This window comes from Brachybacterium sp. SYSU DS0246 (genome assembly GCF_059391765.1).
In genome coordinates this window covers 93,219-118,668 of record NZ_JBZXYT010000004.1, presented here as the reverse complement: position 1 = coordinate 118,668, position 25,450 = coordinate 93,219, and the positions used below count along the sequence as shown (strand labels likewise).

The 25,450-nt window shown below is 71.6% G+C and carries 24 protein-coding genes and 1 tRNA gene; 7 read left to right on the top strand and 18 right to left on the bottom strand.

The window, feature by feature from the left end; all coding sequences use genetic code 11:
• Positions 1–2: 2 nt before the first annotated feature.
• The gene (locus AC5020_RS03315; protein ID WP_464987209.1) at positions 3–1,124 is read right to left on the bottom strand and encodes a site-2 protease family protein; all 1,122 of its coding nucleotides are present in this window, start codon (positions 1,122–1,124) and stop codon (positions 3–5) included.
• A gap of 104 nt (positions 1,125–1,228) precedes the next feature.
• On the opposite strand from AC5020_RS03315, the gene AC5020_RS03310 reads away from it, so the two are divergent.
• Complete coding sequence (locus AC5020_RS03310) at positions 1,229–2,038, top strand: PAC2 family protein (RefSeq protein WP_377016967.1); 810 nt, start codon at positions 1,229–1,231, stop codon at positions 2,036–2,038.
• Between the two features lie 266 nt (positions 2,039–2,304).
• Here the strand turns inward: AC5020_RS03310 and mshC are convergent, their stop codons facing one another.
• From mshC to AC5020_RS03295, 3 genes are all read right to left on the bottom strand, one after another.
• Positions 2,305–3,570, bottom strand: a complete 1,266-nt coding sequence (gene mshC / locus AC5020_RS03305; protein WP_464987208.1) for a cysteine--1-D-myo-inosityl 2-amino-2-deoxy-alpha-D-glucopyranoside ligase — start codon at positions 3,568–3,570, stop codon at positions 2,305–2,307.
• Positions 3,571–3,598: 28 nt separating this feature from the next.
• Positions 3,599–4,471 carry an undecaprenyl-diphosphate phosphatase gene (locus AC5020_RS03300; RefSeq protein ID WP_377016963.1) on the bottom strand — a complete coding sequence of 291 codons (873 nt, stop codon included), beginning with the start codon at positions 4,469–4,471 and terminating at the stop codon, positions 3,599–3,601.
• Between the two features lie 154 nt (positions 4,472–4,625).
• Entirely contained in the window at positions 4,626–4,955 is a 330-nt protein-coding gene (locus AC5020_RS03295; RefSeq protein ID WP_464987207.1) for a hypothetical protein, read from the bottom strand.
• Between the two features lie 125 nt (positions 4,956–5,080).
• Between AC5020_RS03295 and AC5020_RS03290 the strand changes: the two genes are divergently transcribed.
• On the top strand, positions 5,081–5,389 hold the full coding sequence (locus AC5020_RS03290; RefSeq protein ID WP_494564387.1) for a DUF5703 family protein: 309 nt from the start codon (positions 5,081–5,083) through the stop codon (positions 5,387–5,389).
• Positions 5,390–5,458: 69 nt separating this feature from the next.
• The gene (locus AC5020_RS03285) at positions 5,459–5,968 is read left to right on the top strand and encodes a hypothetical protein (protein ID WP_377016957.1); all 510 of its coding nucleotides are present in this window, start codon (positions 5,459–5,461) and stop codon (positions 5,966–5,968) included.
• A gap of 2 nt (positions 5,969–5,970) precedes the next feature.
• On the opposite strand, the gene AC5020_RS03280 is transcribed toward AC5020_RS03285, so the two are convergent.
• The 13 genes from AC5020_RS03280 to AC5020_RS03220 form a co-directional block, all read right to left on the bottom strand.
• Positions 5,971–6,837: a TrmH family RNA methyltransferase gene (locus AC5020_RS03280; RefSeq protein ID WP_464987205.1), complete on the bottom strand. Its 867-nt coding sequence runs from the start codon at positions 6,835–6,837 to the stop codon at positions 5,971–5,973.
• Entirely contained in the window at positions 6,834–7,301 is a 468-nt protein-coding gene (locus AC5020_RS03275; RefSeq protein ID WP_377016953.1) for a tRNA (cytidine(34)-2'-O)-methyltransferase, read from the bottom strand. Before AC5020_RS03275 ends, AC5020_RS03280 begins: the two co-directional genes overlap by 4 nt.
• A 116-nt stretch (positions 7,302–7,417) precedes the next feature.
• Positions 7,418–7,503 (bottom strand) — tRNA-Leu (locus tag AC5020_RS03270).
• A 92-nt stretch (positions 7,504–7,595) separates the two neighbouring features.
• The gene (locus tag AC5020_RS03265) at positions 7,596–8,048 is read right to left on the bottom strand and encodes a hypothetical protein (RefSeq protein ID WP_464987204.1); all 453 of its coding nucleotides are present in this window, start codon (positions 8,046–8,048) and stop codon (positions 7,596–7,598) included.
• Between the two features lie 102 nt (positions 8,049–8,150).
• The gene (locus AC5020_RS03260) at positions 8,151–9,041 is read right to left on the bottom strand and encodes a shikimate dehydrogenase (protein WP_464987203.1); all 891 of its coding nucleotides are present in this window, start codon (positions 9,039–9,041) and stop codon (positions 8,151–8,153) included.
• On the bottom strand, positions 9,038–10,225 hold the full coding sequence (gene mltG, locus AC5020_RS03255) for an endolytic transglycosylase MltG (RefSeq protein WP_464987202.1): 1,188 nt from the start codon (positions 10,223–10,225) through the stop codon (positions 9,038–9,040). Before mltG ends, AC5020_RS03260 begins: the two co-directional genes overlap by 4 nt.
• Positions 10,222–10,788, bottom strand: a complete 567-nt coding sequence (gene ruvX / locus AC5020_RS03250) for a Holliday junction resolvase RuvX (protein WP_464987201.1) — start codon at positions 10,786–10,788, stop codon at positions 10,222–10,224. The genes mltG and ruvX overlap by 4 nt, the downstream gene beginning before the upstream one ends.
• A complete protein-coding gene (alaS, locus tag AC5020_RS03245) occupies positions 10,785–13,493 on the bottom strand; it encodes an alanine--tRNA ligase (protein WP_464987200.1) in 2,709 nt (902 codons plus the stop codon). The genes ruvX and alaS overlap by 4 nt, the downstream gene beginning before the upstream one ends.
• A gap of 133 nt (positions 13,494–13,626) precedes the next feature.
• Positions 13,627–14,253, bottom strand: a complete 627-nt coding sequence (gene rpsD, locus AC5020_RS03240; protein ID WP_377016940.1) for a 30S ribosomal protein S4 — start codon at positions 14,251–14,253, stop codon at positions 13,627–13,629.
• Between the two features lie 157 nt (positions 14,254–14,410).
• On the bottom strand, positions 14,411–15,790 hold the full coding sequence (locus tag AC5020_RS03235; protein WP_464987199.1) for a replication-associated recombination protein A: 1,380 nt from the start codon (positions 15,788–15,790) through the stop codon (positions 14,411–14,413).
• 81 nt (positions 15,791–15,871) lie between these two features.
• Positions 15,872–16,984 (bottom strand): quinone-dependent dihydroorotate dehydrogenase, encoded by a 1,113-nt coding sequence (locus tag AC5020_RS03230; protein WP_464987198.1) that lies wholly within the window; start codon positions 16,982–16,984, stop codon positions 15,872–15,874.
• A gap of 62 nt (positions 16,985–17,046) precedes the next feature.
• Positions 17,047–17,490 (bottom strand): hypothetical protein, encoded by a 444-nt coding sequence (locus AC5020_RS03225; protein WP_464987197.1) that lies wholly within the window; start codon positions 17,488–17,490, stop codon positions 17,047–17,049.
• Between the two features lie 8 nt (positions 17,491–17,498).
• Positions 17,499–17,882, bottom strand: a complete 384-nt coding sequence (locus AC5020_RS03220; RefSeq protein ID WP_377016932.1) for a hypothetical protein — start codon at positions 17,880–17,882, stop codon at positions 17,499–17,501.
• A 93-nt stretch (positions 17,883–17,975) separates the two neighbouring features.
• Between AC5020_RS03220 and AC5020_RS03215 the strand changes: the two genes are divergently transcribed.
• From AC5020_RS03215 to sucB, 3 genes are all read left to right on the top strand, one after another.
• A complete protein-coding gene (locus AC5020_RS03215; RefSeq protein ID WP_464987196.1) occupies positions 17,976–19,457 on the top strand; it encodes a leucyl aminopeptidase in 1,482 nt (493 codons plus the stop codon).
• A gap of 145 nt (positions 19,458–19,602) precedes the next feature.
• Complete coding sequence (gene lpdA, locus AC5020_RS03210; protein WP_464987195.1) at positions 19,603–21,006, top strand: dihydrolipoyl dehydrogenase; 1,404 nt, start codon at positions 19,603–19,605, stop codon at positions 21,004–21,006.
• 22 nt (positions 21,007–21,028) lie between these two features.
• Positions 21,029–22,984 carry a 2-oxoglutarate dehydrogenase, E2 component, dihydrolipoamide succinyltransferase gene (gene sucB, locus AC5020_RS03205; RefSeq protein ID WP_464987194.1) on the top strand — a complete coding sequence of 652 codons (1,956 nt, stop codon included), beginning with the start codon at positions 21,029–21,031 and terminating at the stop codon, positions 22,982–22,984.
• Between the two features lie 194 nt (positions 22,985–23,178).
• Here sucB and AC5020_RS03200 read toward each other — a convergent pair whose 3' ends face one another.
• Positions 23,179–24,654: a hypothetical protein gene (locus AC5020_RS03200; protein ID WP_464987193.1), complete on the bottom strand. Its 1,476-nt coding sequence runs from the start codon at positions 24,652–24,654 to the stop codon at positions 23,179–23,181.
• 81 nt (positions 24,655–24,735) lie between these two features.
• On the opposite strand from AC5020_RS03200, the gene lipB reads away from it, so the two are divergent.
• Positions 24,736–25,434 carry a lipoyl(octanoyl) transferase LipB gene (gene lipB, locus AC5020_RS03195; protein ID WP_464987192.1) on the top strand — a complete coding sequence of 233 codons (699 nt, stop codon included), beginning with the start codon at positions 24,736–24,738 and terminating at the stop codon, positions 25,432–25,434.
• Positions 25,435–25,450 lie beyond the last annotated feature (16 nt).

The window sequence follows — 25,450 nt, the reverse complement described above, 5'->3', positions numbered from 1 at the left end:
GTTCACCGACCGCGCAGAAGCGCATTGACGTCGGCGCTCACGATCACCCCGTGCACCGCCCCCTCGGCGTCGGTGACGAGGTAGCCGGGCATAGGGCGGGCGAGCATCGCCGAGACCAGCGCATTGCCGCGCAGGGAGGCGTCGAGTCGGCCGATCGGACCGACGGATCCGGCGACCGCGCTGACCGGGGTGACTGCGCGCCGGTCCGCCGGGACCGCGGCGGCGGCGACGGGATCGATGCGGTAGGCGCTGCCGATGTGCCCGGACCCGGGCGGGGCGGGGTCGAGGATGAGCACATCCTCGAGGTCGCCGGTGGTGCCCAGCTCGGCCAGGGGCCGGCTCGGCGGGACGATCCGCATCGGATGGGCGAGGCTCGCCGCGTCGAGGGAGTCGACGCGGTGGCTGAGGTTCGCCGATTCCAGTGCCCGGGAGGCGCCCTGCCACAGCATGCCCGCGATCAGGACGGCCCACAGCACGGTCAGCAGCGAGAGTGTTCCCGCCCCGTCGGCCCGCACGATCCGCACCAGGGGAAACACGACCACCAGCACCGCGATGCCGCGACCGATCCAGGCGGTGATGCGGGTTCCCAGCAGCGGGTTGCGCAGCACGCCGGACAGCAGGGACTCCAGGGCGCGGCCGCCATCCATCGGCAGCCCGGGGAGCAGATTGAACAGGGCGAGGGCGATGTTCAGCCATGAGGACAGGCCCCAGAACACCGCGGCGGACGAGCCGGGCTCGGACAGGGACGCGGCGCCGGCGGTGAGGGCTGCGAGCACCCCGTTGCTGATCGGGCCGGACAGGGAGATCACCAGCGAGGGCAGCGCTCCCAGCGCCTCCCCGCGGTACTGGGTGTGCCCGCCCCACAGGGTCAGGGCGATGTGGTCGACCGTGGCGCCGAACGCCCGGGCGCTGAGGGCGTGCGCGGATTCGTGCACCAGCACGGAGACGATCATGAACAGGGCTATGCCCAGGGACAGCAGGATGGGCGTCAAGGGATCCGCCGTGCCGCCCCGGGCGAGCCCGGGGTGGATGATCACGGCGAGGATCAGCACGGTGACGAGCGTGCCCGGGCTGACACGGATCGGCGGCAGCGGGCCGAGGCGCAGCGTGGGGCTCTTCATCATCCGTCTCCTTCGGGCCGGGGACGGCGGCTCCCCAGGACAGGGCGAGGATATCCGCTGCGCCTGCACCCCGGCTCCGTCCCGTCGGCGGAGCCTATGATGGAGCGATGAGTCGAATCGCCATCACGGCTTTCAGCGGATGGAACGACGCGGGAGAGGCCGCCACGGGGGTGATCGAGCACCTGCTCGAGGTGTGGCCGTCGCGTCCTGCCGGAGCGGTCGATGCCGAGGAGTACATCGACTTCCAGGTCAACCGGCCCGAGATCCGCACGACGGAGGCGGGCCTGCGCGTGATCGACTGGCCCGACACCGAGCTGCGCATCCTCCAGCCCCCGCGGGGACCGGAGATCGTCACCGTCCTGGGCCCGGAGCCGTCCCTGCACTGGAAGCGCTTCTGTGACGAGGTGCTCGAGCAGATGCAGATCCTCGACGTGAGCTCCGTCATCTCGCTGGGCGCGCTGCTGGCGGACTCGCCGCACTCGCGCCCGCTGCCGGTCTCCTCTGCGGTCGAGCCCGGGTCCGCCGAGCCGGTCGAGGACTCGGAGCTGTACTCCGGTCCGGTCGGGGTGCCGACGATCCTGGCGCGGCGCGCCGCCTCCGCCGGTCTCCGCACCACCAGCATCTGGGTGCAGGTGCCCCACTACGTCTCGCAGAACCCGTCGCCGAAGGCGGTGCTGGGTCTGCTGCGGGAGGTCCAGGAGCGCGTCAGCGCGCCGATCCCGATCGAGGAGCTGATCGAGGACGCGGAGGCGTGGGAGCGCGGCGTCGACGAGCTGGCCCGCACCGACGAGGACGTCGCGGAGTACGTGCGGCGACTGGAGCAGGCGCAGGACGCGGCCGGGCTGCCCGAGGCCAGCGGCGACGCCATCGCGAAGGAGTTCGAGCAGTTCCTGCGGCGGCGACGCGAGTCGGAGTAGTCCTCTTCCTCCCCGCGCGGCCTCCCTCCCGGGCGGCCCCCTCCCGCACGACCTCCTCCCAGGCGGTCTTCCTCCCGGGCGGCCTGCTTTCCGCGCGACGTCACGGCGCAGGACATGGCCGACCACAACGGCTCGCCGACCGGTGCCGCCCGTTCCCCCGATCCGTGCCTTTTGCGCCACGGATCGGGGGAACGGGCCGGCGCGTCGGACCGGGGGAACGGGCTGGCGCGCCGAATCGGTGCCGGGGCCGCCCGGCTGCCGGCCGCTCAGCTCGTGCGCGGAGTCAGGTCCAGTCCGAACAGGGCGTCCGCCGCGGCGGGCACATCGCCGGGAGCCCGGTCGCCGGCCTCGGGGGCTTCACCGCTGCCGGCCGAGTCGGAGGCCCAGGCGTCCAGGGCGCTCAGCGCGGAGGGCGTGTCCAGGTCGTCGCGCAGCGCGCGGCGCAGCGCCTCGACCGTCTCCGGGTGCTGCCCTCCCCGTTCGGCGGCGCCCCGGTAGCTGTGCAGACGGCTCGTGGCGAGGTCGACCTCCTCAGCGGACCATTCCCAGTCGGCGCGGTAGTGATGGGCCATGAGCACCAGCCGGACCACCATCGGGTCGATGCCATCGCGCACCAGCCGGTGGACGAAGACCAGGTTGCCCAGGGACTTGCTCATCTTCTCGCCCTCATGGGCGACCATGCCGCTGTGCATGTAGGTCCCGGCGAAGCCGCGGCCCAGGGCCACGGCATGCGCCGCGCCGAGGTCGTGATGGGGGAAGATCAGATCGCTGCCACCGGCCTGTACGTCGAAGGGCAGGCCGAGGCCGTCCTCGGCGATGCAGACGCACTCGACGTGCCAGCCGGGACGGCCACGGCCCAGGACACCGCCGTCCCACGCGGGCTCGCCCTCCCGTTCGGCGCGCCACAGCAGCGGATCGAAGCGGCCCCGCTTGCCCTCGCGCTCCGGGTCACCGCCGCGCTCGGCGAAGACCGAGAGCATCTGCTGCTCGCTCCAGCCCGAGACATCGCCCAGCGCCCCGTCCACAGCCAGGTCGAGATACCAGTCCGGGCCCGCAGCGTCCTCGGCGGGGACGGGATACGCGCGTCCGCGCTCGTGCACGCGCTGGACCAGAGCGATGATCCCGTCCATGCTCTCGCTGACGGAGCGATAGGTGTCCGGGGCGAGGATGCGCAGCGCCTCCATGTCCTCGGCGAACAGGGCGGTCTGCGAGGCGGCGAGCTCGCGCCAGTCGACCCCGTCGCGGGCGGCACGCTCCAGCAGCGGGTCGTCGACGTCGGTGACGTTCTGGGCGACGTCCACCTCCAGCCCCGTGTCCAGCAGCGCACGCCGCATCAGGTCCGCGGCGTGATACGTGGCCGCATGCCCCAGATGGGTCGCGTCGTACGGCGTGATCCCGCAGACGTACAGCCGGGCGCGACCGGGCATGATCGGGACGAGGGGCGCCACCCGGCCCGTCCGGGTGTCGTGCAGCCTCAGCGGGATGCCGGAGGCGGGAAGGGGCGTGATCGACGGGGAGGTCCAGGAAAGCACCGTCCGATCATACGGGCCGTGCGAAGCCTCAGGCGCCGCCGAGAGGGTCGACCACTCCGAGCCACAGCAGAACCAGCAGCACCAGGCCGGCGGCCACGCGGTAGAGGACGAAGGGCAGGTAGGAGCGGTTCTCGATCAGCCGCATGAACCACACGATGACGGCGTATCCCACCCCGAAGGCGACGGCCGTCGAGATGATGATCGCCACCAAGGAGGGCTCCCCGGCCGCGGCTGCGGCGGCACGACCGTCGGCGGACAGCAGCGCCGGCACCTCCTTGGCGGCCTTGTAGAGGCCGGAGGCGAAGACGGCCGGGATGGCGAGGAGGAACGCGTAGCGTGCGGCGGCCTGACGGGTGTAGCCCATGAGGAGGCCTGCGGTGATGGTCCCGCCGGAGCGCGAGACGCCGGGGATCAGGGCTAGGGCCTGGGCGAGGCCGAAGAGGATGCCGTGACGGACGGTGAGGGTGTCCAGCTCCTTGCGCTGAGGAGCGATGCGGTCCGCCAGTCCGAGCAGCACACCGAATCCGATCAGCATCGACGCGGTGATGTAGAGGTTGCGCAGGCCGTGATCGATCTGGTCCTCGAACAGCAGTCCGAGCACGCCGATCGGGATCGACCCGACGATCACCAGCCAGCCCATCCTCACGTCCGGATCGGACTGGGGGACCTTGCCGGCCAGGGCCTTGAACCACTTGCCGATGATGCGGGTGATGTCCTTCCAGAAGTACATCACCACGGCCGCTTCGGTGCCGAGCTGGATGATGGCGGTGAAGGCCGCGCCCGGGTCCTGGCCGGGATCCATGAGCTCACCGACGACGCGCACATGGGCGCTCGAGGAGATCGGGAGGAACTCGGTCAGTCCCTGGACGAGCCCCAGGATGATCGCCTCGATGAACGACATGGACTCTCCTCGGGGAAGGACGGACGGCGCACTCGGGCCGACATGTTCATCGGCCTCGGACAGAGTACGCGGCGCCGGGCTCGATGCCCGGCGCCGCGTGGGGACCTGTGGTGAAGATGGCGTGCACGTTCTACGACCCGCTCATGGAGCGGTCTCAGCGCACGGCGTCATCCTCGTCGTAGTCGCCGTCCTCGTAGTCATCGTCATCGTCCTCATCGTCCTCGTCGTCCTCGAACTCATCGAGGTCGTCGAAATCGTCGTCATCCTCATCGTCGTCGTCCTCGGCGTCGAAGACGATGAGCGGGGTGGCGATGTCGTAGGCGTCGAACAGAGCGTCGTCGTAGGTGTCGAAGGCCGTGGTCAGACGTTCGGTCGCGGCGTCCAGGGCCGGATCGTCGTCACCGCGCGACGCGGCGGCGGCCTCGTAGTGACGTTCCAGGGCAGCGATCAGCGCAGCGAGAGCGGAGCGAGGATCCGTGTTCATGGTTGGACGGTACCGCGTCGGACGGCAGAATGGACAGTGGAACCGGCCGGGCCGGGGTCACGAATCTGCTCGTCGGGCAGCGGCGGCCCCGGAGCCGGCCGATACGCGTCTATGCACACAGGAGGATGCCGTTGTCCGGAGGCCAGCAGCCCCTCGCGGCTCGAATCGAGCACGTGCGCGATCCCCGCGGGATCAGGGATCTGCCGCTGGAGCGGGGACGCCGCGCGGAGGACTACGAGTTCCAGATCATCACGGTCCCGCGCAACAGCTCCGTGGCCCAGGTGCGGGCCACACTGACGGAGCAGGCCGAGTACGGCCGGTGGGAGCACGCCCGCACCCGCCTGTACATGGGCGGGGGCAAGAAGGTGTGGATGCGGCGACGCATCATCCGTGTCGAATCCACCCTCGGGTACTCCCCCGTGATCGAGACCTGAGATCGCCGGCCCGTCCACAATCCTCCCGGACGGGCGGGAACCGTCCCGCATCTCTGGTGCAATGACCGTGTGCCCGTTGCTGCTGCCCCGCTGATCCCGCTCGTCGTGCTGCTGGTGCTGTACCTGCCGCCGGCGCTGGTGCTGGCCTGGGTAGACGGGCGCGAACACCGCCTGCCCAATCCGTGGGTCGGCTCGATGACGGCGGCCGTGGCCGCCGCTCTGGCGATCACGGCGGCCGCTGTCCCCGCCCTGCGCGGCGGGCTGCGTACCGCTGTCGTGCTGGCGCTGGTGCTGGGGGTCGGCGCGATCCTGATCGCCCTAGTGGCGCCTGCGCTGCTGGGTATGGGCGACGCGAAGACGGTACCGGTGGTGGTGCTGATGTGCACCGCGCTCGGCGGGGACGTGCTGATCGCCGGGCTGCTGGGGATCGCGCTGGTCGCGGGCGCCGCCGGGACCGTCGTGGTGGCCGTGACCCGCCGCGCCGGCGTGCGCTTCGCTCTGGGCCCGGTGCTGCTGGCGGGGCCGTTCCTGGGCCTGCTGGGCGCTCCGGTGGTCCGCAGCGCTCTGGGGACGGCCTGAGCTCAGGGGCCCTGCGACGGCTTCCCGGCGGCCTGGCGCTGGCGCCGCGCCTCGTACAGGGCGATCGAGCCTGCGATGGAGGCGTTCAGCGAGGAAGCGCTGCCGGTCATGGGGATCTCGGCGACGACGTCGCATCCCTCGCGCCAGCCGGCGCTCATCCCGATCGTCTCGTTGCCCACGACGATCACGACGGGGCCCGTGAGATCGACGTCAGAGATCGCGCGGCCACCGGCCTCGTCGAGACCGAGCACCGTCCATGGTTCGCCCTCCCCGCGCCGGGAATCGACCCAGTCCAGCACGTCGCGGTGCGAGGCCCGTCGCAGCACGGGCTGGGCGAAGATCGACCCGGTGCTGGCACGGATGGCGGCCGGATCCCAGGGGTCGGCGCTGTGCCCGGTGATGATCAGGCCAACGCCACCGAGGGCGTCGACGGTCCGGGCGAGGGACCCGATGTTGCCGGGACTCGAGGGCCGGTCGAAGACGACCAGCAACGAGTCGGACGACGGCGTCAACCGGTCGAGGTCGTCGCTCGGCACCGCGGCCAGGGCGAGCAGCTCGGGGACCCCCTCCTCGCGCTCCCCCAGCTCGGCCATCAGCTCCGCATCGACCTCGACGACCGGCGCCGGCGGCGAGGCCAGGAGCTCGCGGGCCCACCGGGAGGGACGCTCCCGGCCGTCGGACAGCAGCGCCCGGATCTCGACGCCATGGGCGATGGCGCGGGTGATCGGCCTGACCCCTTGGACGATCATCTCTCCGCTGCGGGAGCGCTTGGTGCGGTTGGTCAGCAGGGACTGCCACTGCTGGAAGAGGGCGTTGCGACGGGCGAGCCGCGCCGGGAGCCTGGTGCCGGTTCCGTGCGACCGCGTCATGCGCCCGCCCCGTCGTATCCGAACTGCCGCCATGCCTCGTACACGGCGATCGAGACGGCATTGGCGAGATTCAGGGAGCGCCGGGCCGGGAGCATGGGGATCCGCACCCGGGCGGTCACCCGGGGGTGCTCCAGGGCCGAGGCCGGCAGGCCGGTCGGCTCCGTGCCGAACAGCAGCACATCCTCGGGGGCGTAGTCGATCTCGTCGAAGGTCGTCTCGGTATGCGCGGTGAAGGCGAACACCCGCGCCGAGGGCGCGGCTGCCAGGGCGCGGTCCAGGTCGGGGTGGATGCTCACATCGGCGAGATCGTGGTAGTCGAGCCCGGCCCGGCGCAGTTTCGCGTCCTCGAGATCGAAGCCGAGCGGCTCGATGAGGTGGAGCCGGGCCCCGGTCACGGCGGAGAGCCGGATGGCGTTGCCGGTGTTCCCGGCGATCGCGGGCTCATGGAGGAAGACGTGGACCATGCCGGCGATTCTCCCACGGTGCTCCGTGGTGAGCCGGGTCGTGACCCGGCGGTGCCTCAGCCGGCCGGTGACGCAGAAGAACCCCGCTCCACGATCGGAGACGGGGTCCCACAGGGTGTCCGAGAGGGGACTTGAACCCCTACGCCCTAATACGGGCACTAGCACCTCAAGCTAGCGCGTCTACCAATTCCGCCACCCGGACAGGCGGCCGCCGCAGCGACTGAAGAAGATTAGCACGGGCCGGCGCTCGAAATGGGCCCCATCCGCCTCCTGCCAGCACGGACGTGAAGACAATCACGCCATGGCGCCGATCCGGCCGGTCCGCATGAGCGTGCGGAGGAGCTCCAGTGCCGCCTCGACGCGGGCGACGAAGGGGCCGGCGGAGCTGTCCGGCAGGCGCTCGGCGAGGTCCTGCAGGGCGGCAGCGGCCAGGACGACCATCGTCGGGTCGGGGTCGATGAGCGAGTCCGGATCCCAGGCCTCCAGAGTGGCCAGGGTCTGCTCGAGCTCATCGGAGGCGGCGTGCTGGGTCGCGGTCAGCAGGTCCACCCGGGCCCGGGTGGCCAGTGCTGTGCAGCGTCGCAGCAGCGGTGTCGAGACGTCCGGGCCGATAGGCGCAGTGTCCGCGGCCGGATCGGCTGTGGACTTCGCCGTGGGCGGGGACGTGGCGGGGACGATCGTGGCAGAACCGGCTCGCTGCGAGTCGATGGGGTCGTTCTCGCCCCCGAGCCCTTGGTCCAGGTCCATGAGTCACTTCCTCGTGCTCGATCCAGCGGCGTCCGACGAGACCCGTCGGGCGCCGCCACTTTACTACTCCTTTGCTGAACCCGACAAGGGAGCACGGTGTCGTCAGCCCGGCGTCCCGGGGCCCGAGGCGCGCCGGGCGAGCTCTCCGCGCGCCGCCGCCAGCATCTCGGTGACGGGGGCCTCGGTGACCGCGAGCATGGAGCGCACCTGCATGTCGGCCTGGTGAGCCAGCATCTCGAGACCGTCGGCGACGGTGCCGCCGCGCTCGGCGACCAGGGCCGCCAGCGGGGCCGGCCACGGGTCGTAGAGCACGTCGAGGAACACCTGCGGCACCGCGAGCGGCTCGCGCCGGCGCCAGTCGGCGGCAACCGTCTCGGCGCCGCCGACGGCGAGGGCGCTGACGACGACCTCCGCCGTCAGGGCAGCGTGACTGTCCTCCCACGCCACCAGCTCCACGGGGGTACCGGCCCGGGCGGCGAGAGCCTCCAGCGGTGCCAGCTTCTCCGGGCTGCGAGCCGTCAGCACGATGGTGCCGGTCCCGAGAGCGACCAGGGCGGCGACCGCACTGAGCGCCGTCGACCCCGACCCGATCACCGCGCCCCGAACGGGCCCGGCAGTTCCGGAGCCGGCGGGTGCGACTCCGTGATCGCCCAGTGCCGCCACGATCCCGTGGACATCGTGGTTCTCCGCCCTCCACGTGCCGTCGGGGCGACGGATCAGGGTGTTGGAGACGCCCAGGGCGCGCGAGGTCTCATCGGTCTCGGCGGCCAGCGCGAAGGCCTCCGGCTTGCCGGGCATCGTCACGCTCAGGCCGTCCAGCTCGCGGCCGGCGCCGCCCTGCACGAATGCCTCCAGCTCGCCGGCGGGGACGTCGTAGCGCTCGTATGTCGCGTGCTCGATACCAAGGGTGCGGTAGGCGGCGGCATGCAGGACGGGCGAGAGCGAATGCGCGACCGGCGAGCCCACCACCGCGAACCGGGAGGGGGCGGTCACCCCTTCGCCTCCGCCCAGGCCTGCCATTCGGCCACGTTCTTCTCGTGCTCCGCCCAGGTCTCGGCGAACTTCGTCTCCCCGGTATCGGTGTTGACCGTCACGAAGTACAGCCAGTCGCCCTCGGGCGGGTCGATGGTCGCATCCAGCGTCGCGCCCCCGGGGGCGGCGATCGGCCCCGGGGGGAGGCCGGTGTGGGCGTAGGTGTTGTACGGGCTGTCGGTGGCACGCTCTTCGTCGGTGGTGCCGACGCTGGCGCTCTTGCCGGTGACGTAGTGGACCGTGGAGTCGAACTGGAGCCTCATCGGTTTGCCGCCGGCATCACCGGCGCCCTCGAGCCGATTATGGATGGTGCGCACGACCTTTCCGTAGTCCTCGGCATTGCTGGCCTCGAGCTCCGCGAGGGAGGCGATGGTCAGCGACTCGTGCCACTCCTCCTCCGGGATCTCGCGAGCTCTCAGCTCCTCCTCCATGCGCTCCCACATCATCGAGATGACCTCCTCGGCGGTGGCCTCCTCGGGGATGTCGTAGCGGCCCGGCCACAGGTATCCCTCCATGGACTCCGCCGGGTTCTCGGGGATGCCGTAGGAGGTGTAGTCCTCGGCAGCCGCCTCGAAGTCCTCCACCGGGATCCCGGAGGCCTCGGACAGGAGCGGCCAGATCTGGGTCAGACGCAGCCCCTCGGGCACGATCACCCGGTGTCCGGCGAGATTCGCGGGATCCATCAGGGCTTCCAGCGCGTCGGCGGCGGGCATCTTCTGCTGGAGCCGGTAGACGCCCGGCTCGATGCCCGAGGCGTCGGGCGTGTTGGCGAAGAGATTGACGAACGGGCCCGTGGTCTTGATGACGTCGTGCTCGACGAGGGTCTGTGCGATGTCGGTGCCGGTGTCGCCCTCGGCGACCTCGACGACGGCTTCCCCGCTGCCGGGCCCCGGGTAATCGGCCGCCTCGGTCTCGACATTGACGTTGGAGGTGAGCCACCGGTATCCCTGGACGCCGCCGACGCCGAGCCCGGCGACCACCAGGATCACCAGCAGCACAGGGAGCACCGAGCGCACGAACCCTCCGCGCCGCGGACTGCGCCGGCGGCCTCGGTGGCTGTTGCCCTTCGCCGGCGCCGCGCCGTGATCGCCGCTGCTGGATTCCTCCTGTGTGAGCTCCTCCAGGGACAGCTCGTCGTCGCTCATGCGGTGCCCTCCTGATCGGTGCGTTCCGCCTGCTCGGAATCGTCCTGCGCGGCAGGCACGAGCTCGCCGGCGCGCGCTGCGGTCACCCTTTCGATGTCCAGCGCCTGCTGCAGGATCATCACGGCGGCGACCTGATCGACGACCTGCCGGTGCTTGCGTCCCTTGCGGCCCGAGGTGTGCAGCGCCTGGTGCGCTGTCACCGTCGTCAGCCGCTCGTCGAGAAGGCGGATCTCGACGTCGCCGACTCCCGGGGTGTCCTGCGGGCTCTGTGCCAGGACCGTGGCCAGTTCTGCAGCGAAGTCGCGGGCCTTGGCGGCGGCAGGTCCTTCGGTCCCGTCCAGGGAACGCGGAAGCCCGACCATGATGACACGAGCTTCCGTCTCGCGCGCCTCGAGCGCCACGCGCGCGGCCGCGGACTGCCGTTCGACGGTCTCGACCGGGGTCGCCACCATCCCGTCGCGGTCGCTGCGTGCGAGCCCGACCCGGACATCTCCGACATCAACCCCCAGACGGACTCCGCGGGGAAGCCCCGCGACATCCTGGACGTCGTCGGATGGCCTCATGCGGTCACGGCCGCCTTGATAGTGCTGCGCACCGCGGCGAGGGCATCGGGGATGCGGGCGGGCTCACCGCCGCCTCCCTGGGCGAGGTCGGGCTTGCCGCCGCCGCGTCCGCCCATCGCCTCGGCGGCGGTGGCCAGGATCTTCCCGGCGGCCAGGCCCAGATCGCGGGCTCCGGGGCTGGTGGCGACGACGAGCGCGGCGCGCTCGTTCTCGTGCCCGGCCACGGCGACCACGGCAGGCGCGTCGTCGCCCAGGCGCGAGCGCAGGTCCAGCGCGAGGGTCCGCAGATCGCCGGCGGCGATCCCCTCCCCGGCGTCGTGGGCCAGCAGCCGCACCCCGGCGACGTCGACCGCTTCGCCGGCCAGGCGCCCGGCCTCGGCCTGCAGCTGCTGCCCGCGCAGTGCGGCCAGCTGCTTCTCCATGTCCTTGGTCCGCTGGGTCAGGGCGCGCACCCGGTCGGGCAGGTCGTCAGGAGATCCCACCTTCAGCAGCTCGGAGAGCTGGGAGACCAGGGCGTGCTCCTTGGCCTGGTAGCGGTAGGCGGACAGGCCCACCAAAGCGTCGACGCGACGCACGCCGCTGCCGATGGAGGACTCCCCCATCAGCTGCACGGTGCCGATGGCGCCGGTGCTGGGGACATGGGTGCCGCCGCACAGCTCACGGGACCAGTCCCCGCCGATGGAGACGACCCGGACGATGTCGCCGTACTTCTCGCCGAACAGGGCCTGGGCACCGAGCGCGCGGGCCTCGTCGATCGGCATCTGCTGGTCGGTGACCGCGAGCTCGTCCTGCAGCAGGGTGTTCACCCTGCCCTCGATCTGCTCGAGCGCGCTGTGCGGGACGCCCTGGCCGTAGCGGAAGTCGAAGCGCATGCGGCCCGGGGAGTTCTCCGAACCGGCCTGGGTCGCGCCCTCACCGAGCTCCTCGCGCAGGGACTGGTGGACCATGTGCGTGGCGGTGTGCGCGCGGGCGATCGCGCCGCGGCGGGCGGTGTCGATCGCGGCGACCGCCTCGGTCCCGGTGGCGACCGAGCCCTCGACGAGGCGGCCGCGGTGGACGATGAGCCCGCGCACCGGGGCCTGCACGTCGTCGACCTCGATCAGGCCGCCGCCGGCGATGGTGATCTGGCCCTGATCGGCGAGCTGGCCGCCGGCCTCGGCGTAGAACGGGGTCGAGGCGAGGACCACCTCGACATCCGCCGGGGCATCGACCGCGTTGACGAGCTCCCCGCCGACCAGCACCGACTCGACGGTGGTCGCGACGGTGGACTCCGTGTAGCCCAGGAACGGCACGCTCTCGCCGCGCTGGGTGAGCAGACGGTTGTAGATCGCCGTGTCGGTGTGCCCGGACTTCTTGGCGGCGGCGTCGGCGCGGGCGCGCTCGCGCTGCTCCTGCATGGCGCTGCGGAAGGCGGTCTCGTCGACCGTGAGGCCGACCTCGTGGGCCATCTCGACGGTGAGGTCGATCGGGAAGCCGTAGGTGTCGTGGAGACGGAAGGCGTCCTCGCCGGGGACGGAGCGGCCCCCGCTGCCCTTCACATCGCTCACCAGCTGATCGAAGATCGTGGTGCCGGTCTCGAGGGTGCGGCGGAACGCCTCCTCCTCGGCGTAGACGATCTCGGCGATGCGGCCGAAGTCCGCCTCGAGCTCCGGGTAGGACTCCACCATCACCGACTGCGAGATGGGCAGCAGCTGCGGCATGGACGGCTGGGTGTGGCCGAGCAGCCGCATCGAGCGCACGGCGCGTCGGATCAGGCGGCGCAGCACGTAGCCGCGGCCTTCGTTGCCGGGCCGGACCCCGTCGGCCACCAGCATCATCGCGCTGCGGACGTGGTCGCCGACGATGCGCAGACGGACGTCGTCCTCCTCGTCGGCCCCGTAGACCCGGCCGGTGAGCTCCTGCGCCTTCTCGATGACGGGGAAGACCTGGTCGATCTCGTACATGTTCTGCTTGCCCTGCAGCAGATAGGCGACGCGCTCGACACCGAGCCCCGTGTCGATGGACTTCTGGTCCAGCTCACCGAGCAGCGGGTAGTCCTTGCCCGTGCCCTCGCCGCGCAGGTACTGGTCGAACACGAGGTTCCAGATCTCGATGTAACGGTCCTCGGCGCGCTCGTCACCCGGCCATTCGGGGACCGTGCCGGTGACGGCCTCGGGTCCGTACTCCGGGCCGCGGTCGTAGTGCCACTCGCCGCAGGGACCGGCGGGACCGGGCTGGCCGGTGTCCCAGAAGATCTCCTCGCGCGGCAGGCGCACCACGCGGCGGGGCTCGAGCCCGATCACCTCGGTGACGTGGCGGTAGGACTCCTCGTCGTGCTCCCAGACGGTGAACCACAGGCGCTCGGGATCCATACCGAGCCCGCCGGCGTCCTGGCTGGAGGTCAGGAACTCCCAGGAGAGGTCGATCGCACCCTGCTTGAAGTAGTCCCCGAAGGAGAAGTTCCCCGCCATCTGGAAGAACGTGCCGTGGCGCGTGGTGCGGCCGACGTTCTCGATGTCGTTGGTGCGGATGCACTTCTGGACGCTGACCGCGCGCGCGTACGGAGGCTTCTCGGTGCCCACGATGTACGGGATGAAGGGAACCATGCCGGCGATCGTGAACAGGATCGAGGGGTCCGAGGAGACCAGCGAGGTGCTGGGGACGACCTCGTGCTGCTTCGAGGCGAAGAATTCGAGCCAGCGGCGATGGATCTCTGAGGTGCGCATGTCTGGGGAGGTCCTTCCTGAGACACCTGGGGCGGGCCCGCGGCGGCGCCGGGCGGGCGGTGCGGACACGAAGGCCCCGGTCAGGGTACCGGAGTACTCCTGCCGGGGCCTTTCGCGTCGCGATCAGCGCATGTCAGCGCGCGTAGTACTCGACGACCATCTGCACGTCGCAGGTCACGGGGACCTCGGCGCGTTTGGGCCGCGAGACCAGCTTGGCCTTGAGCTGGTCGAGCTCGACCGACAGGTACACCGGGGTGGAGGCGTAGACGTCGGAGTTACCGCCCTCGGCGGCGATCTGGTACTGGTCCATGGCCTGAGCCTTCGGCTTGACCTGGATGGTCTGGCCGGGCTTCACGCGGAAGGAGGGCCGGTCGACCACCTTGCCGTCGACCATGATGTGGCGGTGCACGACGGCCTGACGGGCCTGGAGGATGGTGCGGGCGAAGCCGGCACGCAGCACGAGCGCGTCGAGACGCATCTCGAGCAGCTCGACCATGCTCTCGCCGGTCAGGCCCGCCTCCTTCTTGGCGTCCAGGTAGGAGCGGTGCATCTGCTTCTCGCGCAGTGCGTACTGGGCGCGCAGACGCTGCTTCTCGCGCAGACGCACGGCGTAGTCGGACTCGGTCCGACGGCGAGCACGGCCGTGCTCGCCCGGGGGGTACGGGCGCTTCTCGAAGTACTTGATCGACTTCGGGGTGAGCGGGAGCCCGAGGGCTCGGGACAGGCGCGCCTGCCGGCGCGCACGGGTGACGTTGGTCACGAGGTCTACCTCTGTTCGCGTGGTTGAATCCTGATCTTGCAGCCGCGGATTCAGCGCCCCACACTACCCCAGCGCACACCGCTGCTCAACGGACATCGGCCCCGATCAGCGCCCGCGTCCTGTGGAGTCCCCCACAGCGCCGCGGAGGGCGCCGCCCTCAGCTGCCGCGCGCGTCGCCCGAGCGCAGGATCCTGCGCAGCGCTTCGACCCGCCGGCTGGTGCGGTCCTCGTTGCCGTGGTTCGTGGGCCGGTAGTAGTCCACCCCGACGAGATCGTCCGGGGCGTACTGCTGGGCGACCACGCCGTGCGGCGCGTCGTGGGCATACCGGTAGCCGGTGCCGTGGCCCAGCTTCTCGGCCCCGGCGTAGTGCGCATCGCGCAGATGAGCCGGTACCCCGGTGCCCTTGCCGGCCCGGACGTCGGCGATCGCCGCATCCAGCGCCCGGTAGGAGGCGTTCGACTTCGGGGCGGTCGCGATATGCACCACGGCCTGGGCCAGGGGGATCCGGCCCTCGGGCATGCCGAGCATCTGGACGGCCTGCATGGCGGCGACCGCCACCTGCAGGGCGTCGGGGTCGGCCATGCCGACCTCCTCGCTCGCGGCGATGACGACGCGGCGGGCGATGAAGCGCGGGTCCTCCCCCGATTCGATCATCACGGCGAGGTAGTGCAGTGCGGCGTCGACATCGCTGCCGCGCATGGACTTGATGAAGGCGCTGGTGACGTCGTAGTGCTGGTCCCCGGCGCGGTCGTAGCGCAGCGCGGCGCGGTTGACCGCCTGCGACAGGGTGGCCGCGTCGATCTCCCGGGATTCCTTCATCAGGGCGGCTGCCGCGGCGGCCTCGAGCGAGGTCAGGATCTTGCGCGCATCTCCCCCGCCCAGGCGCAGCAGGGCCTCGCGGGCCTCGGACGTCAGCGTCACCGCGCCGTCCAGGCCCCGCTCGTCGTTCAGGGCGCGATCGATCAGCTCGTCGAGATCCGAGCGCTCCAGCGACTCGAGCGTGAGCACGATCGAGCGGGACAGCAGCGGGGAGATCACCGAGAAGTACGGGTTCTCAGTGGTCGCGGCGATGAGGGTGACCCAGCGGTTCTCGACGCTGGGCAGCAGGGCGTCCTGCTGCGATTTCGAGAAGCGGTGCACCTCGTCGATGAACAGGACCGTCTCGCGGCCGACGGTCCGCAGCCTCGAGCGCGCCTGGTCGACCACCTCGCGGATGTCCTTGACGCCGGCGAGCACTGCGGAGACCTCGACGAACTCGCGGTCCCCCGACTGCGCGACGACGTAGGCCAGGGTGGTCTTGCCCGTGCCGGGCGGGCCCCACAGGATCACGGAGCTGGGTGCGGTCCGGGCGTCGTCGGCCGCCACCAGGCGGCGCAGGGGGCTGCCGGGCTCGAGGGCGTCGTGCTGGCCGACGATCTCCTCGAGGCTGCGCGGACGCATCCGCACCGCGAGCGGGGCGCGATGGTCGCGGTTGCGGTCGGACAGCGTGCGCGGGGTCGGCGCATCGCCACCGAGCGAGAACAGGTCCTCGTCCATACCTTCAGCCTAGGTCGGGGACGCCGGCGCCGCAGGTCCTGCGCCGGCGGCCGTGCACCGCCGCCGGGCGGCAGGACGTGCTCAGGCCCATGCCTCGCCACCGAGCTCGCGGGCCAGCCGCCCCGGCCAGCCCGGGCCCTCGTAGATCATCGCCGTGTACCCCTGGACCAGGTCGGCCCCGGCCGCCAGGCGGGCGCGGACGTCGGCGGCGGTGGTCACTCCCCCGCAGCTGATGATGGCGGCCTCGCCCGGCAGTTCGGCGCGCAGCAGTCGCAGCACCTCCAGGGAGCGCTCGGCGAGCACGGGCCCGGACAGGCCGCCCGCGCCGATGGTCTCCAGCCGCTCGGGCTCGGTGCGCAGCGATGCGGGCCGGGCGATGGTGGTGTTGGTCGCGATGACGCCCGAGAGGCCGACGTCGGTGGCGAGGGCTGCGACGGCCCGGAGGTCCTCGTCGTGGAGATCAGGGGAGATCTTCACGAGCACGGGGAGCTCGCGGCGCAGGCGTCGTCGTGCCCGGGAGACCTCGTCGAGAACGGCCTCGAGCACGGGCCGGAGCATGTCGATGCTCTGGAGGTCACGCAGCCCCGGGGTGTTCGGGCTGGAAACGTTGATCGCGAGGTAGCTGGCGTACGGCGCGAGCAGACGGGCGGAGAAGCGGTAGTCCTCCGCCGCATCCTCGAGGGGGGTGACCTTCGACTTGCCGATGTTCACACCGATCACGGCGCGCTGGCCGCGCTCGGTACGGCGAGCGGTCGCGAGATGCCGGGCCAGTGCCTCGGCGCCGTGATTGTTGAAGCCCATCCGGTTGATGAGGGCGCGGTCCGGGATCAGCCGGAACGATCGCGGGCGGGGATTGCCGGGCTGGGGCTTGGCCGTGACCGTGCCCACCTCCACATGGCCGAAGCCGAGGTCGAGCAGCGCCAGCGGCACCTCACCGTCCTTGTCGAAGCCGGCCGCCAGCCCCAGCGGGCTGTGATGGTCGGCGCCCAGGACATGGCGGGCGGGACGGTGATCGTGCAGCGGGTCAGGGGTGGCGAAGGCCGCCCGCAGCAGTCGCCGACCGCCGGGCAGGTTCTGGGCCGCCCGCAGCGAGCTGACGGTGAGGCGGTGCGCCTGCTCGGCATCGAGCCGGCTGAGGCCGCGGCGGAACAGCGTCTCGTACGGCCCGCGTCGGGAGGTGTCGTCTGTGGTCACGGGGATACCGTACGCGGTCGGGCGTCGTCGGGACGCGGCCGAGGGGCCGGCACCGACGCGGCTCACCGGGTGCGTCGGCCGCGCACCATGTAGATCAGCGCCACCGCCGGCAGCAGCAGCGGCACGAAGCCGTATCCGCGCCCATAGACCGACCACACGGTGGCGTCGGCGAACAGCTCGGGATCGAGCAGGCTCAGCGTGCCCACGGCCAGCACGCCGACCAGTTCGAGCGTGCACAGCGCCTGGGCCAGGGGTGAACGGCGGCCGCGGCGGATCAGGGCGAGGGTCACGGCGATGTAGGTCAGCGCCGCCAGCAGCGAGAAGCCATAGGCGACGGGCGCGAAGGAGAAGTCCCGCAGGATCTGGACCAGGCTGCGGGCCGTCGCGGAGAGGGCGAACAGCCCGTAGACGATGATCAGCACGGCCTCGAAGCCGCGTGAGCGCGTCTGCTCTCCCGCACGCGGCGCAGCGGTGGGGCGCTTCTCCCCGTCGGACGTGTGCCTCATGTCATCGCTCACGCGAAGCCTCCCGGCCAGATCTGATGAAGGCGCATCAGCAGCACCACGGACGTCAGGGCGACCACGGCGATCGCGAGGCTGCCCCAGCGGCTGCGCTCCCACACGCCGACCCACACGCCGGCGACGGCCATGGCCAGGCCGGTCAGGAGATAGCCGTAGAGGGTGACCCGGTCGGCCGGGGCACCGCCGGCGAGGTCCTCCAGCCCCAGCACGACGGCGAGGACGACCCAGACCACCGCGACCAGCGCACATGCACCGAGCAGGACCAGATCGGCCCGCAGATCGCGCACCGCGTAGTAGATGCCCAGCAGCGCGGTCACCACGCAGACCACCGACACCAGGATGCTCAGCGCCAGCATCGACCGTCCCGTCCTCGTCATGTCCGGGCCGTGGAGATGCCACGGCCTGCCGGCTCTGCGTCAGCGGGCCGCACGGGGCGACCGGCAGGTCCGCGCCAGCTCTACGATGGAACCATGCCCACCATCACCGTGTCTGACACCTCCCTGCGCGACGTCGATACCGACGTCCTCATCCTGCCGCTGCTCGCCGGGGCCGGCTACACCCCCTCGAGCGTCCCCGGAGCTCCGGAGATCTCCGAGGTCATCGCACCTCTGGACGCCTCCGCAGCCCGCGGCGACCTCCACCGGATTCCCTCCTACGGCCTGACCTCCGCCGGCTCGCTCCTGCTCGTGGGCCTCGGTGAGGAGGATCTCTCCGAGGCCGACGACGAGGACCTCCGCCTGGCGTTCGGCGCCGCCACCCGCTCCCTGACGGGCACCGCCGGCGCCGCGATCGCTCTGCCCGGCGGCACTGCCGCCCAGCAGGCCGCGGCTCTGGAGGGCGCGGCCCTGGGTGCCTATGCCTTCACCGCCCACAAGACCGGCTCGGGCTCGTCCGCCCCGAAGCCGGCTCTGGGCTCGATCACGCTGCTGAGCGAGGACGCCGCCGCGCCGGCCATCACCGCCGCGGCCGAGCGTGCCGGTGTGCTCGCCGACGTCGTCGGTCTCACGCGCGATCTGGTCAACACCCCGCCGAATCTGCTCTACCCCGCCGAGTTCGCGCGCCGGACCGAGGAGGTCGCTGCCGACCTGCCGCTGACGGTCACGGTGCTGGACGAGAAGCAGCTCGCCGAGGGCGGCTACGGCGGCATCGTCGGCGTCGGCCAGGGCTCGACCCGTCCCCCGCGTCTGGTGCGCGTCGAGTATGCGCCGGAGAACGCGCGCAGCTCCGTCGCGCTGGTGGGCAAGGGCATCACCTTCGACACCGGCGGCATCTCGATCAAGCCCGCCGCCGGCATGGACGACATGACCTCGGACATGACCGGCGCCGCGACCGTGCTGTCCGCGACGGTCGGCGCCGCCCGGCTCGGGCTCGACGTCAAGGTCACCGCCTTCCTGGCGCTGGCCGAGAACATGCCCGGGGGCGGCGCCCAGCGCCCCGGTGACGTGGTCACCATGCGCAACGGCAAGACGGTCGAGGTGCTCAACACCGACGCGGAGGGCCGCATGGTCATGGCCGACGCCCTGGTCGACGCGGTCGCCGACGAGCCCGACCTGGTCATGGATGTGGCCACGCTCACCGGCGCCGCCGTGGTGGCGCTCGGCAAGCGCACCGCCGGGGTGATGGGCACCCAGGCCGGTCGCGACGCCGTGATGGAGGCGTCCGAGCTGACCGGCGAGCCGTTCTGGCCCCTCCCCTTCCCGGCGGAGCTGCGGGCGGACCTGACCGGTCGGGTGGCCGATCTGCGCAACATCGGCGAACGCTGGGGCGGGGCCCTGACCGCCGGCATCTTCCTGGCCGAGTTCGTGGGTGAGGCGGAGTGGGCCCACGTGGACATCGCCGGCCCCGGGTACGCATCCTCCCCGCTGGGATACATGGGCAAGGGAGGCACCGGCATGAGCGTGCGCACCGTGCTGCGGGTGCTCGAGGACCGCGCCTCCGCCCCCGCCGCCTGACCCGGGATGCCCGGCCCCGCTGGGCATCCTGCGCAGCGAGCCGAACGGCACCGCCTGGTGGCCTAGCATGGGACCCGCAGGCGGTGCCGTCGACCAGCCCGGTCAGCGCGCCGCGTAGAACACCCACACACCGAGGAGCACACAGGTGGCGGATACAACCACTGACCAGTTCGACGTCGTGATCCTGGGCGGTGGCAGCGGCGGCTATGCGGCCGCGCTGCGCGGAGCCCAGCTCGGCCAGAAGATCGCTCTCGTGGAGAAGGACAAGCTCGGTGGCACCTGCCTGCACCGCGGCTGCGTCCCGACGAAGGCGCTGCTGCACGTCGGCGAGCTCGCCGACACCCCGTCCGAGGCGTCCGAGGTCGGGCTCGAGCTCACCGTCGGCTCGGTCGACGTCGAGAAGATGCTCGGCTACAAGGACAAGATCATCGGCCGCCTCTACAAGGGGCTCCAGGGCCTCGTGAAGGCGCGCAAGGTCGAGTACGTCGAAGGCTTCGGCCGTCTCACCGGTCCGCAGACGGTGACCGTCGAGACCGAGTCCGGCACCCGCGAGCTGACCGGCAAGAACATCGTGCTGGCCTCCGGCTCCTACTCCAAGACGCTGCCGGGGATCGACCTCGGCGGCCGGTTCCTCGACTCCGAGACCGCGCTGCAGCTGCCGGAGGTGCCCAAGAACCCGATCATCCTCGGCGGCGGCGTCATCGGCGTCGAGTTCGCCTCGGTGTGGAAGTCGCTCGGCGCCGAGTCCGTGACCATCGTCGAGGGTCTCCCCCATCTGGTGGCCAACGAGGACGAGTCGCTGTCCAAGGCCCTCGAGCGGGCCTACAAGAAGCGCGGCATCACCTCCTCGCTCGGCGTGTTCACGGAGAAGGCCGAGCAGACCGACTCCGGCGTGAAGGTCACTCTGACCGACGGCACGGTCTTCGAGGGCGACTACCTGCTGGTCGCCGTCGGCCGCGGGCCGACGACCTCCGGGCTGGGCTACGAGGAGCAGGGCATCGAGATGGACCGGGGCTTCGTCCTCGCGAACATGGAGACCCTGGAGACCAACGTCCCCGGCGTCTACGCCGTCGGCGACATCGTCCCCGGCCTCCAGCTCGCCCACCGCGGCTTCCAGCAGGGCATCTTCGTCGCCGAGCGCATCGCCGGCCAGAACCCCGCCCCGATCATCGAGTCCGGCATCTCGCGCATCACCTACTGCGAGCCGCAGCTGGGCTCCGTCGGCCTCACCGAGAAGCAGGCCAAGGAGCAGCTGGGCGAGGATGCCGTGGAGACCTACGAGTACAACCTCGCCGGCAACGGCAAGTCCCAGATCCTCGGCACCACCGGCTTCATCAAGATGGTGCGCGAGAAGAACGGCGCGATCGTCGGCGTGCACATGATCGGCTCGCGCGTCTCCGAGCTCATGGGCGAGGCCCAGCTCATCGTCAACTGGGAGGCCTACCCCGAGGATGTCGCCTCCCTCATCCACGGCCACCCGTCGCAGCACGAAGCCATGGGCGAAGCCGCCCTGGCGCTCGCCGGCAAGCCCCTGCACGCCCACGCCTGAGCCCACCAGGAGGAGAACCCCCATGTCTGAAACCGTGAAGATGCCGGCGCTCGGTGAGTCCGTCACCGAGGGCACCGTCACCCGTTGGCTCAAGGGCGTCGGCGACACCGTCGACGTCGACGAGCCGCTGCTCGAGGTCTCGACCGACAAGGTCGACACCGAGATCCCCTCCCCTGTCGCCGGCACCATCGAGAAGATCCTGGTCGAGGAGGACGACGACGCCGAGGTCGGCGCCGATCTCGTCGTCATCGGCGACGGATCCGGCTCCTCCGACGAGGGCTCCGGTGACTCGGGTGCGCAGCAGGAGAGCGAGGAAGCTCCTGCCGCCTCCGACGAGCAGACCGAGTCCGCTGGCGGCTCCGACCAGGGCTCCGCGCCCTCCGGCGAGGGCGAAGATCTCGCCTCCGACGAGACCGTCGCCCCCTCCACCGATGAGGAGGCGCCGGCCGGAGAGTCCGAGAAGCCCGCCGATGCCTCGGACGAGGCCGGTTCGGGTGCCGCCGGTGGCGCCGCCGCCGGCGAGGAGGTCACGATGCCGGCCCTCGGTGAGTCCGTCACCGAGGGCACCGTGACCCGCTGGCTCAAGAGCGTCGGCGAGAGCGTCGAGGTCGACGAGCCGCTGCTCGAGGTCTCCACCGACAAGGTCGACACCGAGATCCCCTCCCCGGTCGCGGGCACCGTGCTCGAGATCCGCGTCCAGGAGGACGACGACGCCGAGGTCGGTGCCGTGCTCGCAGTCGTCGGCGACTCCTCCGGAGCGTCCGCGGGCGGCGATGAGCCGACGCAGCAGGCTCCGGCCGCCGAGGAGAAGGCGGAGGAGAAGGAGCCCGAGCAGGCCGAGGCCGCGGAGAAGCCGGCCGAGGAGAAGGCCGAGCAGGCCGCGGAGATGCCGGCGGAGGAGAAGGCCGAGCAGTCCGCGGCGCCGACGCAGAGCGAGCAGCCCGCTGAGGCCAAGGCCGATGCCCCCCAGGGGCAGGAGAAGCAGGACCCCTCGGTGCCCGAGACGACCCCGAAGGCCGCGGACTCCGTCACCGGCGCCGAGTCCTCCGGCTACGTGACGCCGCTGGTGCGGAAGATGGCGGCCGATGCCGGCATCGACCTCTCCACGGTGACCGGGACGGGCCTGGGCGGCCGGATCCGCAAGCAGGACGTCCAGCAGGCCATCGACGAGCAGAAGGCCGCTGCCCAGGCACCTGCCGAGGCGGCGTCCGCCCCGGCCGCGGCCGCTCCCGCCGAAGCTCCCAAGGTCGAGGCCTCCCCGCTGCGCGGCACCGAGGAGAAGATGTCCCGGATCCGCAAGATCACCGCCAAGCGCATGGTCGAGTCCCTGCACGAGCAGGCTCAGCTGACCACGGCGGTCGAGGTCGACATGACGCGGATCGCCAAGCTGCGCGGCCGCGCCAAGGATGCGTTCGCTCAGCGCGAGGGCGCGAAGCTGACCTTCCTGCCGTTCCTCATGATGGCCGCGATCGAGGGTCTGAAGGTCTACCCCAAGCTCAACGCCACCATCGACGGCGACACCGTGAAGTACGCCGCGGCCGAGAACATCGGCATGGCAGCGGATACCGAGCGCGGGCTGGTCGTCCCGGTCATCAAGAACGCCGGCGACCTGAACCTGGCGGGCCTGGCCCGTCAGATCGGCGAGCTGGGCTCGAAGGCCAAGAACAACAAGCTCGGCCCGGACGACCTCTCCGGGGCGACGTTCACGCTGACCAACACCGGCTCGGGCGGCGCACTCTGGGACACCCCGATCGTGCCCAGCCCGCAGGTCGGCATCCTCGGCACCGGCACCATCACCAAGCGGCCCGCGGTGGTCCAGAACGCCGAGGGCGACGACTCGATCGCGATCCGCTCGATGATGTACCTGTTCCTCTCCTACGACCACCGCCTGGTCGACGGGGCGGACGCCGCTCGCTTCCTCACCTTCATGAAGAAGCGTCTCGAGGACGGCGCTTTCGAGGCGGAACTCGGCCTCTGAGCCCGTAGCCCGCCCGTCCTCGCGCGGCGGACGGCCTCCGCAGGGCCCGGCACCGATCGATTCGGTGCCGGGCCCTTGCTGTGCCCCCGCCAGCCCTTGCTGTGCCCGCCGCCAGATCGCGCTCGGACGCCGTGCGAACCGTCGCCGGCAACCTCGTCCGCTGTGTGACGGGTGTTCTCCTCGGGGCCTGCGGGTCAAGGACTCTCGTCGGTGTCGTCCAACGTCCGGGTGCGCTGCACGAGCCACCGGGAGCCGTCCCAGCGCAGATCCAGGTCGACGACGGTCGCCTCCGTGGCCGGCACGGTCCGCGTGGAGCCGTCGGCCTCGATCACCTCGTGCTCGGCCGTGGACGTCTCGATCTGCAGACGTGCCGTACCGTCCGCAGCCGGTTCCCGGACGAGTTCGGCCTCATGGACCACCGGGCCGCCGCCACGGACCTCCACCCCCTCGTAGGCCTCGCGCACCTGGTCGTCCTCTGCCAGGGCCTCGCTGCCCTCGAGGGCGGCCGGCTCCTCCGAGATGCCGGTCACGTAGGAGTGGCGGGTCCCTGCGAGCTCTGTGGCCAGTGCCCACGGATCCTCGATCTTCGGTACTGCGGCCTCGGCCGAGGCAGGAGCAGCAGCGGGGGCGGCCCCTTCAGCGGAGGTCCGTGGTCCCGAGTCCGGGAACAGGATCAGCCAACTGGCGACGCCGAGGACCGTGCCCGCCACCAGCACGACCGCGGCGGACAGCACGGCGGTGCGACGAGTGCGGCGCCCTGCCAGCACCTGCCGGACGGCCGTGGCCAGCCCGCGCGCACCGGTGCGCCACGACGAGCCGGTCACATCGGCGCCGCCGATGTCGCGGGAGGCGGTATCGCCGGCATACCGCGTCCGTGCCCGGACCAGGCGCGGAGCCGGCAACGGCGCCGCAGCGCGAGTGGCCGCGGAGCCCTTCGCCGGGACCTCGTCGTCCCCCGAGGCCTCCTCGGGCGGCGCTCCCGCACCCTCCCCCGGGTCGTCCTCGGGCGGCGGTCCCGTCTCCTCCCGCGGCACCTCATGCCGCGGCTCGTCGATCCGGCGCCGCAAGGTGCGCTCCTGATCCTGGAGCACGGAGTCGACCCACGCCCGGTCCGCGCGCTGCGCCGAGACCTCGGTCCCGGGCCCCAGACCGGTCAGGTCGAGCAGCATCACGCTGCCGTCGACCCGGATCCCGATCCCCTGCCCGGGCGCGGCGCCCAGCACCCAGCCCCGCTCATGCAGGGCGTCCACCACCGCGTCGAGATCCTCCCGTGCGCGGGCCTGCGCCATCCGCTCGGCGGTCGCCGGGCTGCCGGTGACCGCCGAGCGCCGGCCTCCGCGGAGGTCGAGCGGCCGGGCGAACTCCCGCACGTAGCCCTCGTCCCCGATCTCCAGCACCGTCGGCGCTGCCGAGGCACCGGCGACCTCGAGCGCAGCGAGCAGCTGCATCTCGGCGCGCACACTCTCCAGGCCGGTCGGCGTGAGCGCTTGGACGTGCAGGGCCATACGGTCACTCCGGACACGGACCTGCGTCTCCTCGCGATCGCGGTCTCGCCGCTGCGCGGCGCCGAGCTCGGACATCAGGCGGTGCCCTGCCCCGGCGGAGCGTCCCAGCCCACCGTGCAGGGGGCCCGGCCCGTGCTCGAACCGCTCCTGATCGAACTCCTCCATGGGTCCAGTGAACCCCGTCACTCCGGTGCCGACCGCTGGCCGTCCACAACGCACTGGTGAGGGCCGGAGTAGCCTGTGTGCGTGCTCGACGTCATCCGCCTCGGTTTCAGCGAACCCCTCCCCGAGGGAGACCGCCATGAGGAGTTCGACCTGCCTCCCGGTCCGGTCGACTTCCGCTCCGCCTGGGATATCCAGCGCCGCCTCCACGCCGAGGTCGTCGCCGGCACCCGGCCGGACACGCTGCTGCTGCTGGAGCATCGGGCCGTGTACACCGCCGGCAAGCTCACCGCTGATCACGAGCGCCCCCGCGACGGCGCCGAGGTGATCGACATCGACCGCGGCGGGAAGATCACCTGGCACGGGCCGCAGCAGCTGGTCGGCTACCCGATCGTCAAGCTCCCGATCCCGATCGATGTCGTCGGCTTCGTGCGCGCGCTCGAGCACACTCTCATCGGCGTCTGCGGGCAGATGGGCGTGGACACGCTCCCGATCGAGGGTCGCAGCGGCGTATGGGTCGCCCCGGAGGGCGAGGAAGCCCGCAAGGTCTGCGCGATCGGGATGCGGGTCTCCAAGCGGGCCACCATGCACGGCTTCGCCCTGAACTGCGCCAACGACCTCAGCTGGGCGGAGAACGTCATCCCCTGCGGTATCGACGACGCCGGCGTGACCAGCCTCAGCCGCGAGGCGGGCCGTCGCATCGCCGTGGCCGATGTGATCGACGAGGCCGAAGAGGCGATGACGGAACTGGTGGCGCACCGCACCTCTGCTGCCGTGGTATGACGTGCGCCGGGCCCAG

What these genes read in the sequence shown, in the direction of transcription:
- AC5020_RS03265 (WP_464987204.1), bottom strand. Translation starts at nt 8,048, where the DNA reads ATGGACCTGGACCAAGGGCTCGGGGGCGAGAACGACCCCATCGACTCG.
- AC5020_RS03200 (WP_464987193.1), bottom strand. Translation starts at nt 24,654, where the DNA reads ATGGAGGAGTTCGATCAGGAGCGGTTCGAGCACGGGCCGGGCCCCCTG.
- AC5020_RS03235 (WP_464987199.1), bottom strand. Translation starts at nt 15,790, where the DNA reads ATGGACGAGGACCTGTTCTCGCTCGGTGGCGATGCGCCGACCCCGCGC.
- AC5020_RS03295 (WP_464987207.1), bottom strand. Translation starts at nt 4,955, where the DNA reads ATGAACACGGATCCTCGCTCCGCTCTCGCTGCGCTGATCGCTGCCCTG.
- AC5020_RS03280 (WP_464987205.1), bottom strand. Translation starts at nt 6,837, where the DNA reads ATGACGCGGTCGCACGGAACCGGCACCAGGCTCCCGGCGCGGCTCGCC.
- AC5020_RS03220 (WP_377016932.1), bottom strand. Translation starts at nt 17,882, where the DNA reads ATGACGAGGACGGGACGGTCGATGCTGGCGCTGAGCATCCTGGTGTCG.
- AC5020_RS03300 (WP_377016963.1), bottom strand. Translation starts at nt 4,471, where the DNA reads ATGTCGTTCATCGAGGCGATCATCCTGGGGCTCGTCCAGGGACTGACC.
- AC5020_RS03225 (WP_464987197.1), bottom strand. Translation starts at nt 17,490, where the DNA reads ATGAGGCACACGTCCGACGGGGAGAAGCGCCCCACCGCTGCGCCGCGT.
- AC5020_RS03310 (WP_377016967.1), top strand. Translation starts at nt 1,229, where the DNA reads ATGAGTCGAATCGCCATCACGGCTTTCAGCGGATGGAACGACGCGGGA.
- sucB (WP_464987194.1), top strand. Translation starts at nt 21,029, where the DNA reads ATGTCTGAAACCGTGAAGATGCCGGCGCTCGGTGAGTCCGTCACCGAG.
- mltG (WP_464987202.1), bottom strand. Translation starts at nt 10,225, where the DNA reads ATGAGCGACGACGAGCTGTCCCTGGAGGAGCTCACACAGGAGGAATCC.
- AC5020_RS03275 (WP_377016953.1), bottom strand. Translation starts at nt 7,301, where the DNA reads ATGGTCCACGTCTTCCTCCATGAGCCCGCGATCGCCGGGAACACCGGC.
- AC5020_RS03215 (WP_464987196.1), top strand. Translation starts at nt 17,976, where the DNA reads ATGCCCACCATCACCGTGTCTGACACCTCCCTGCGCGACGTCGATACC.
- ruvX (WP_464987201.1), bottom strand. Translation starts at nt 10,788, where the DNA reads ATGAGGCCATCCGACGACGTCCAGGATGTCGCGGGGCTTCCCCGCGGA.
- AC5020_RS03290 (WP_494564387.1), top strand. Translation starts at nt 5,081, where the DNA reads ATGCCGTTGTCCGGAGGCCAGCAGCCCCTCGCGGCTCGAATCGAGCAC.
- AC5020_RS03315 (WP_464987209.1), bottom strand. Translation starts at nt 1,124, where the DNA reads ATGATGAAGAGCCCCACGCTGCGCCTCGGCCCGCTGCCGCCGATCCGT.
- alaS (WP_464987200.1), bottom strand. Translation starts at nt 13,493, where the DNA reads ATGCGCACCTCAGAGATCCATCGCCGCTGGCTCGAATTCTTCGCCTCG.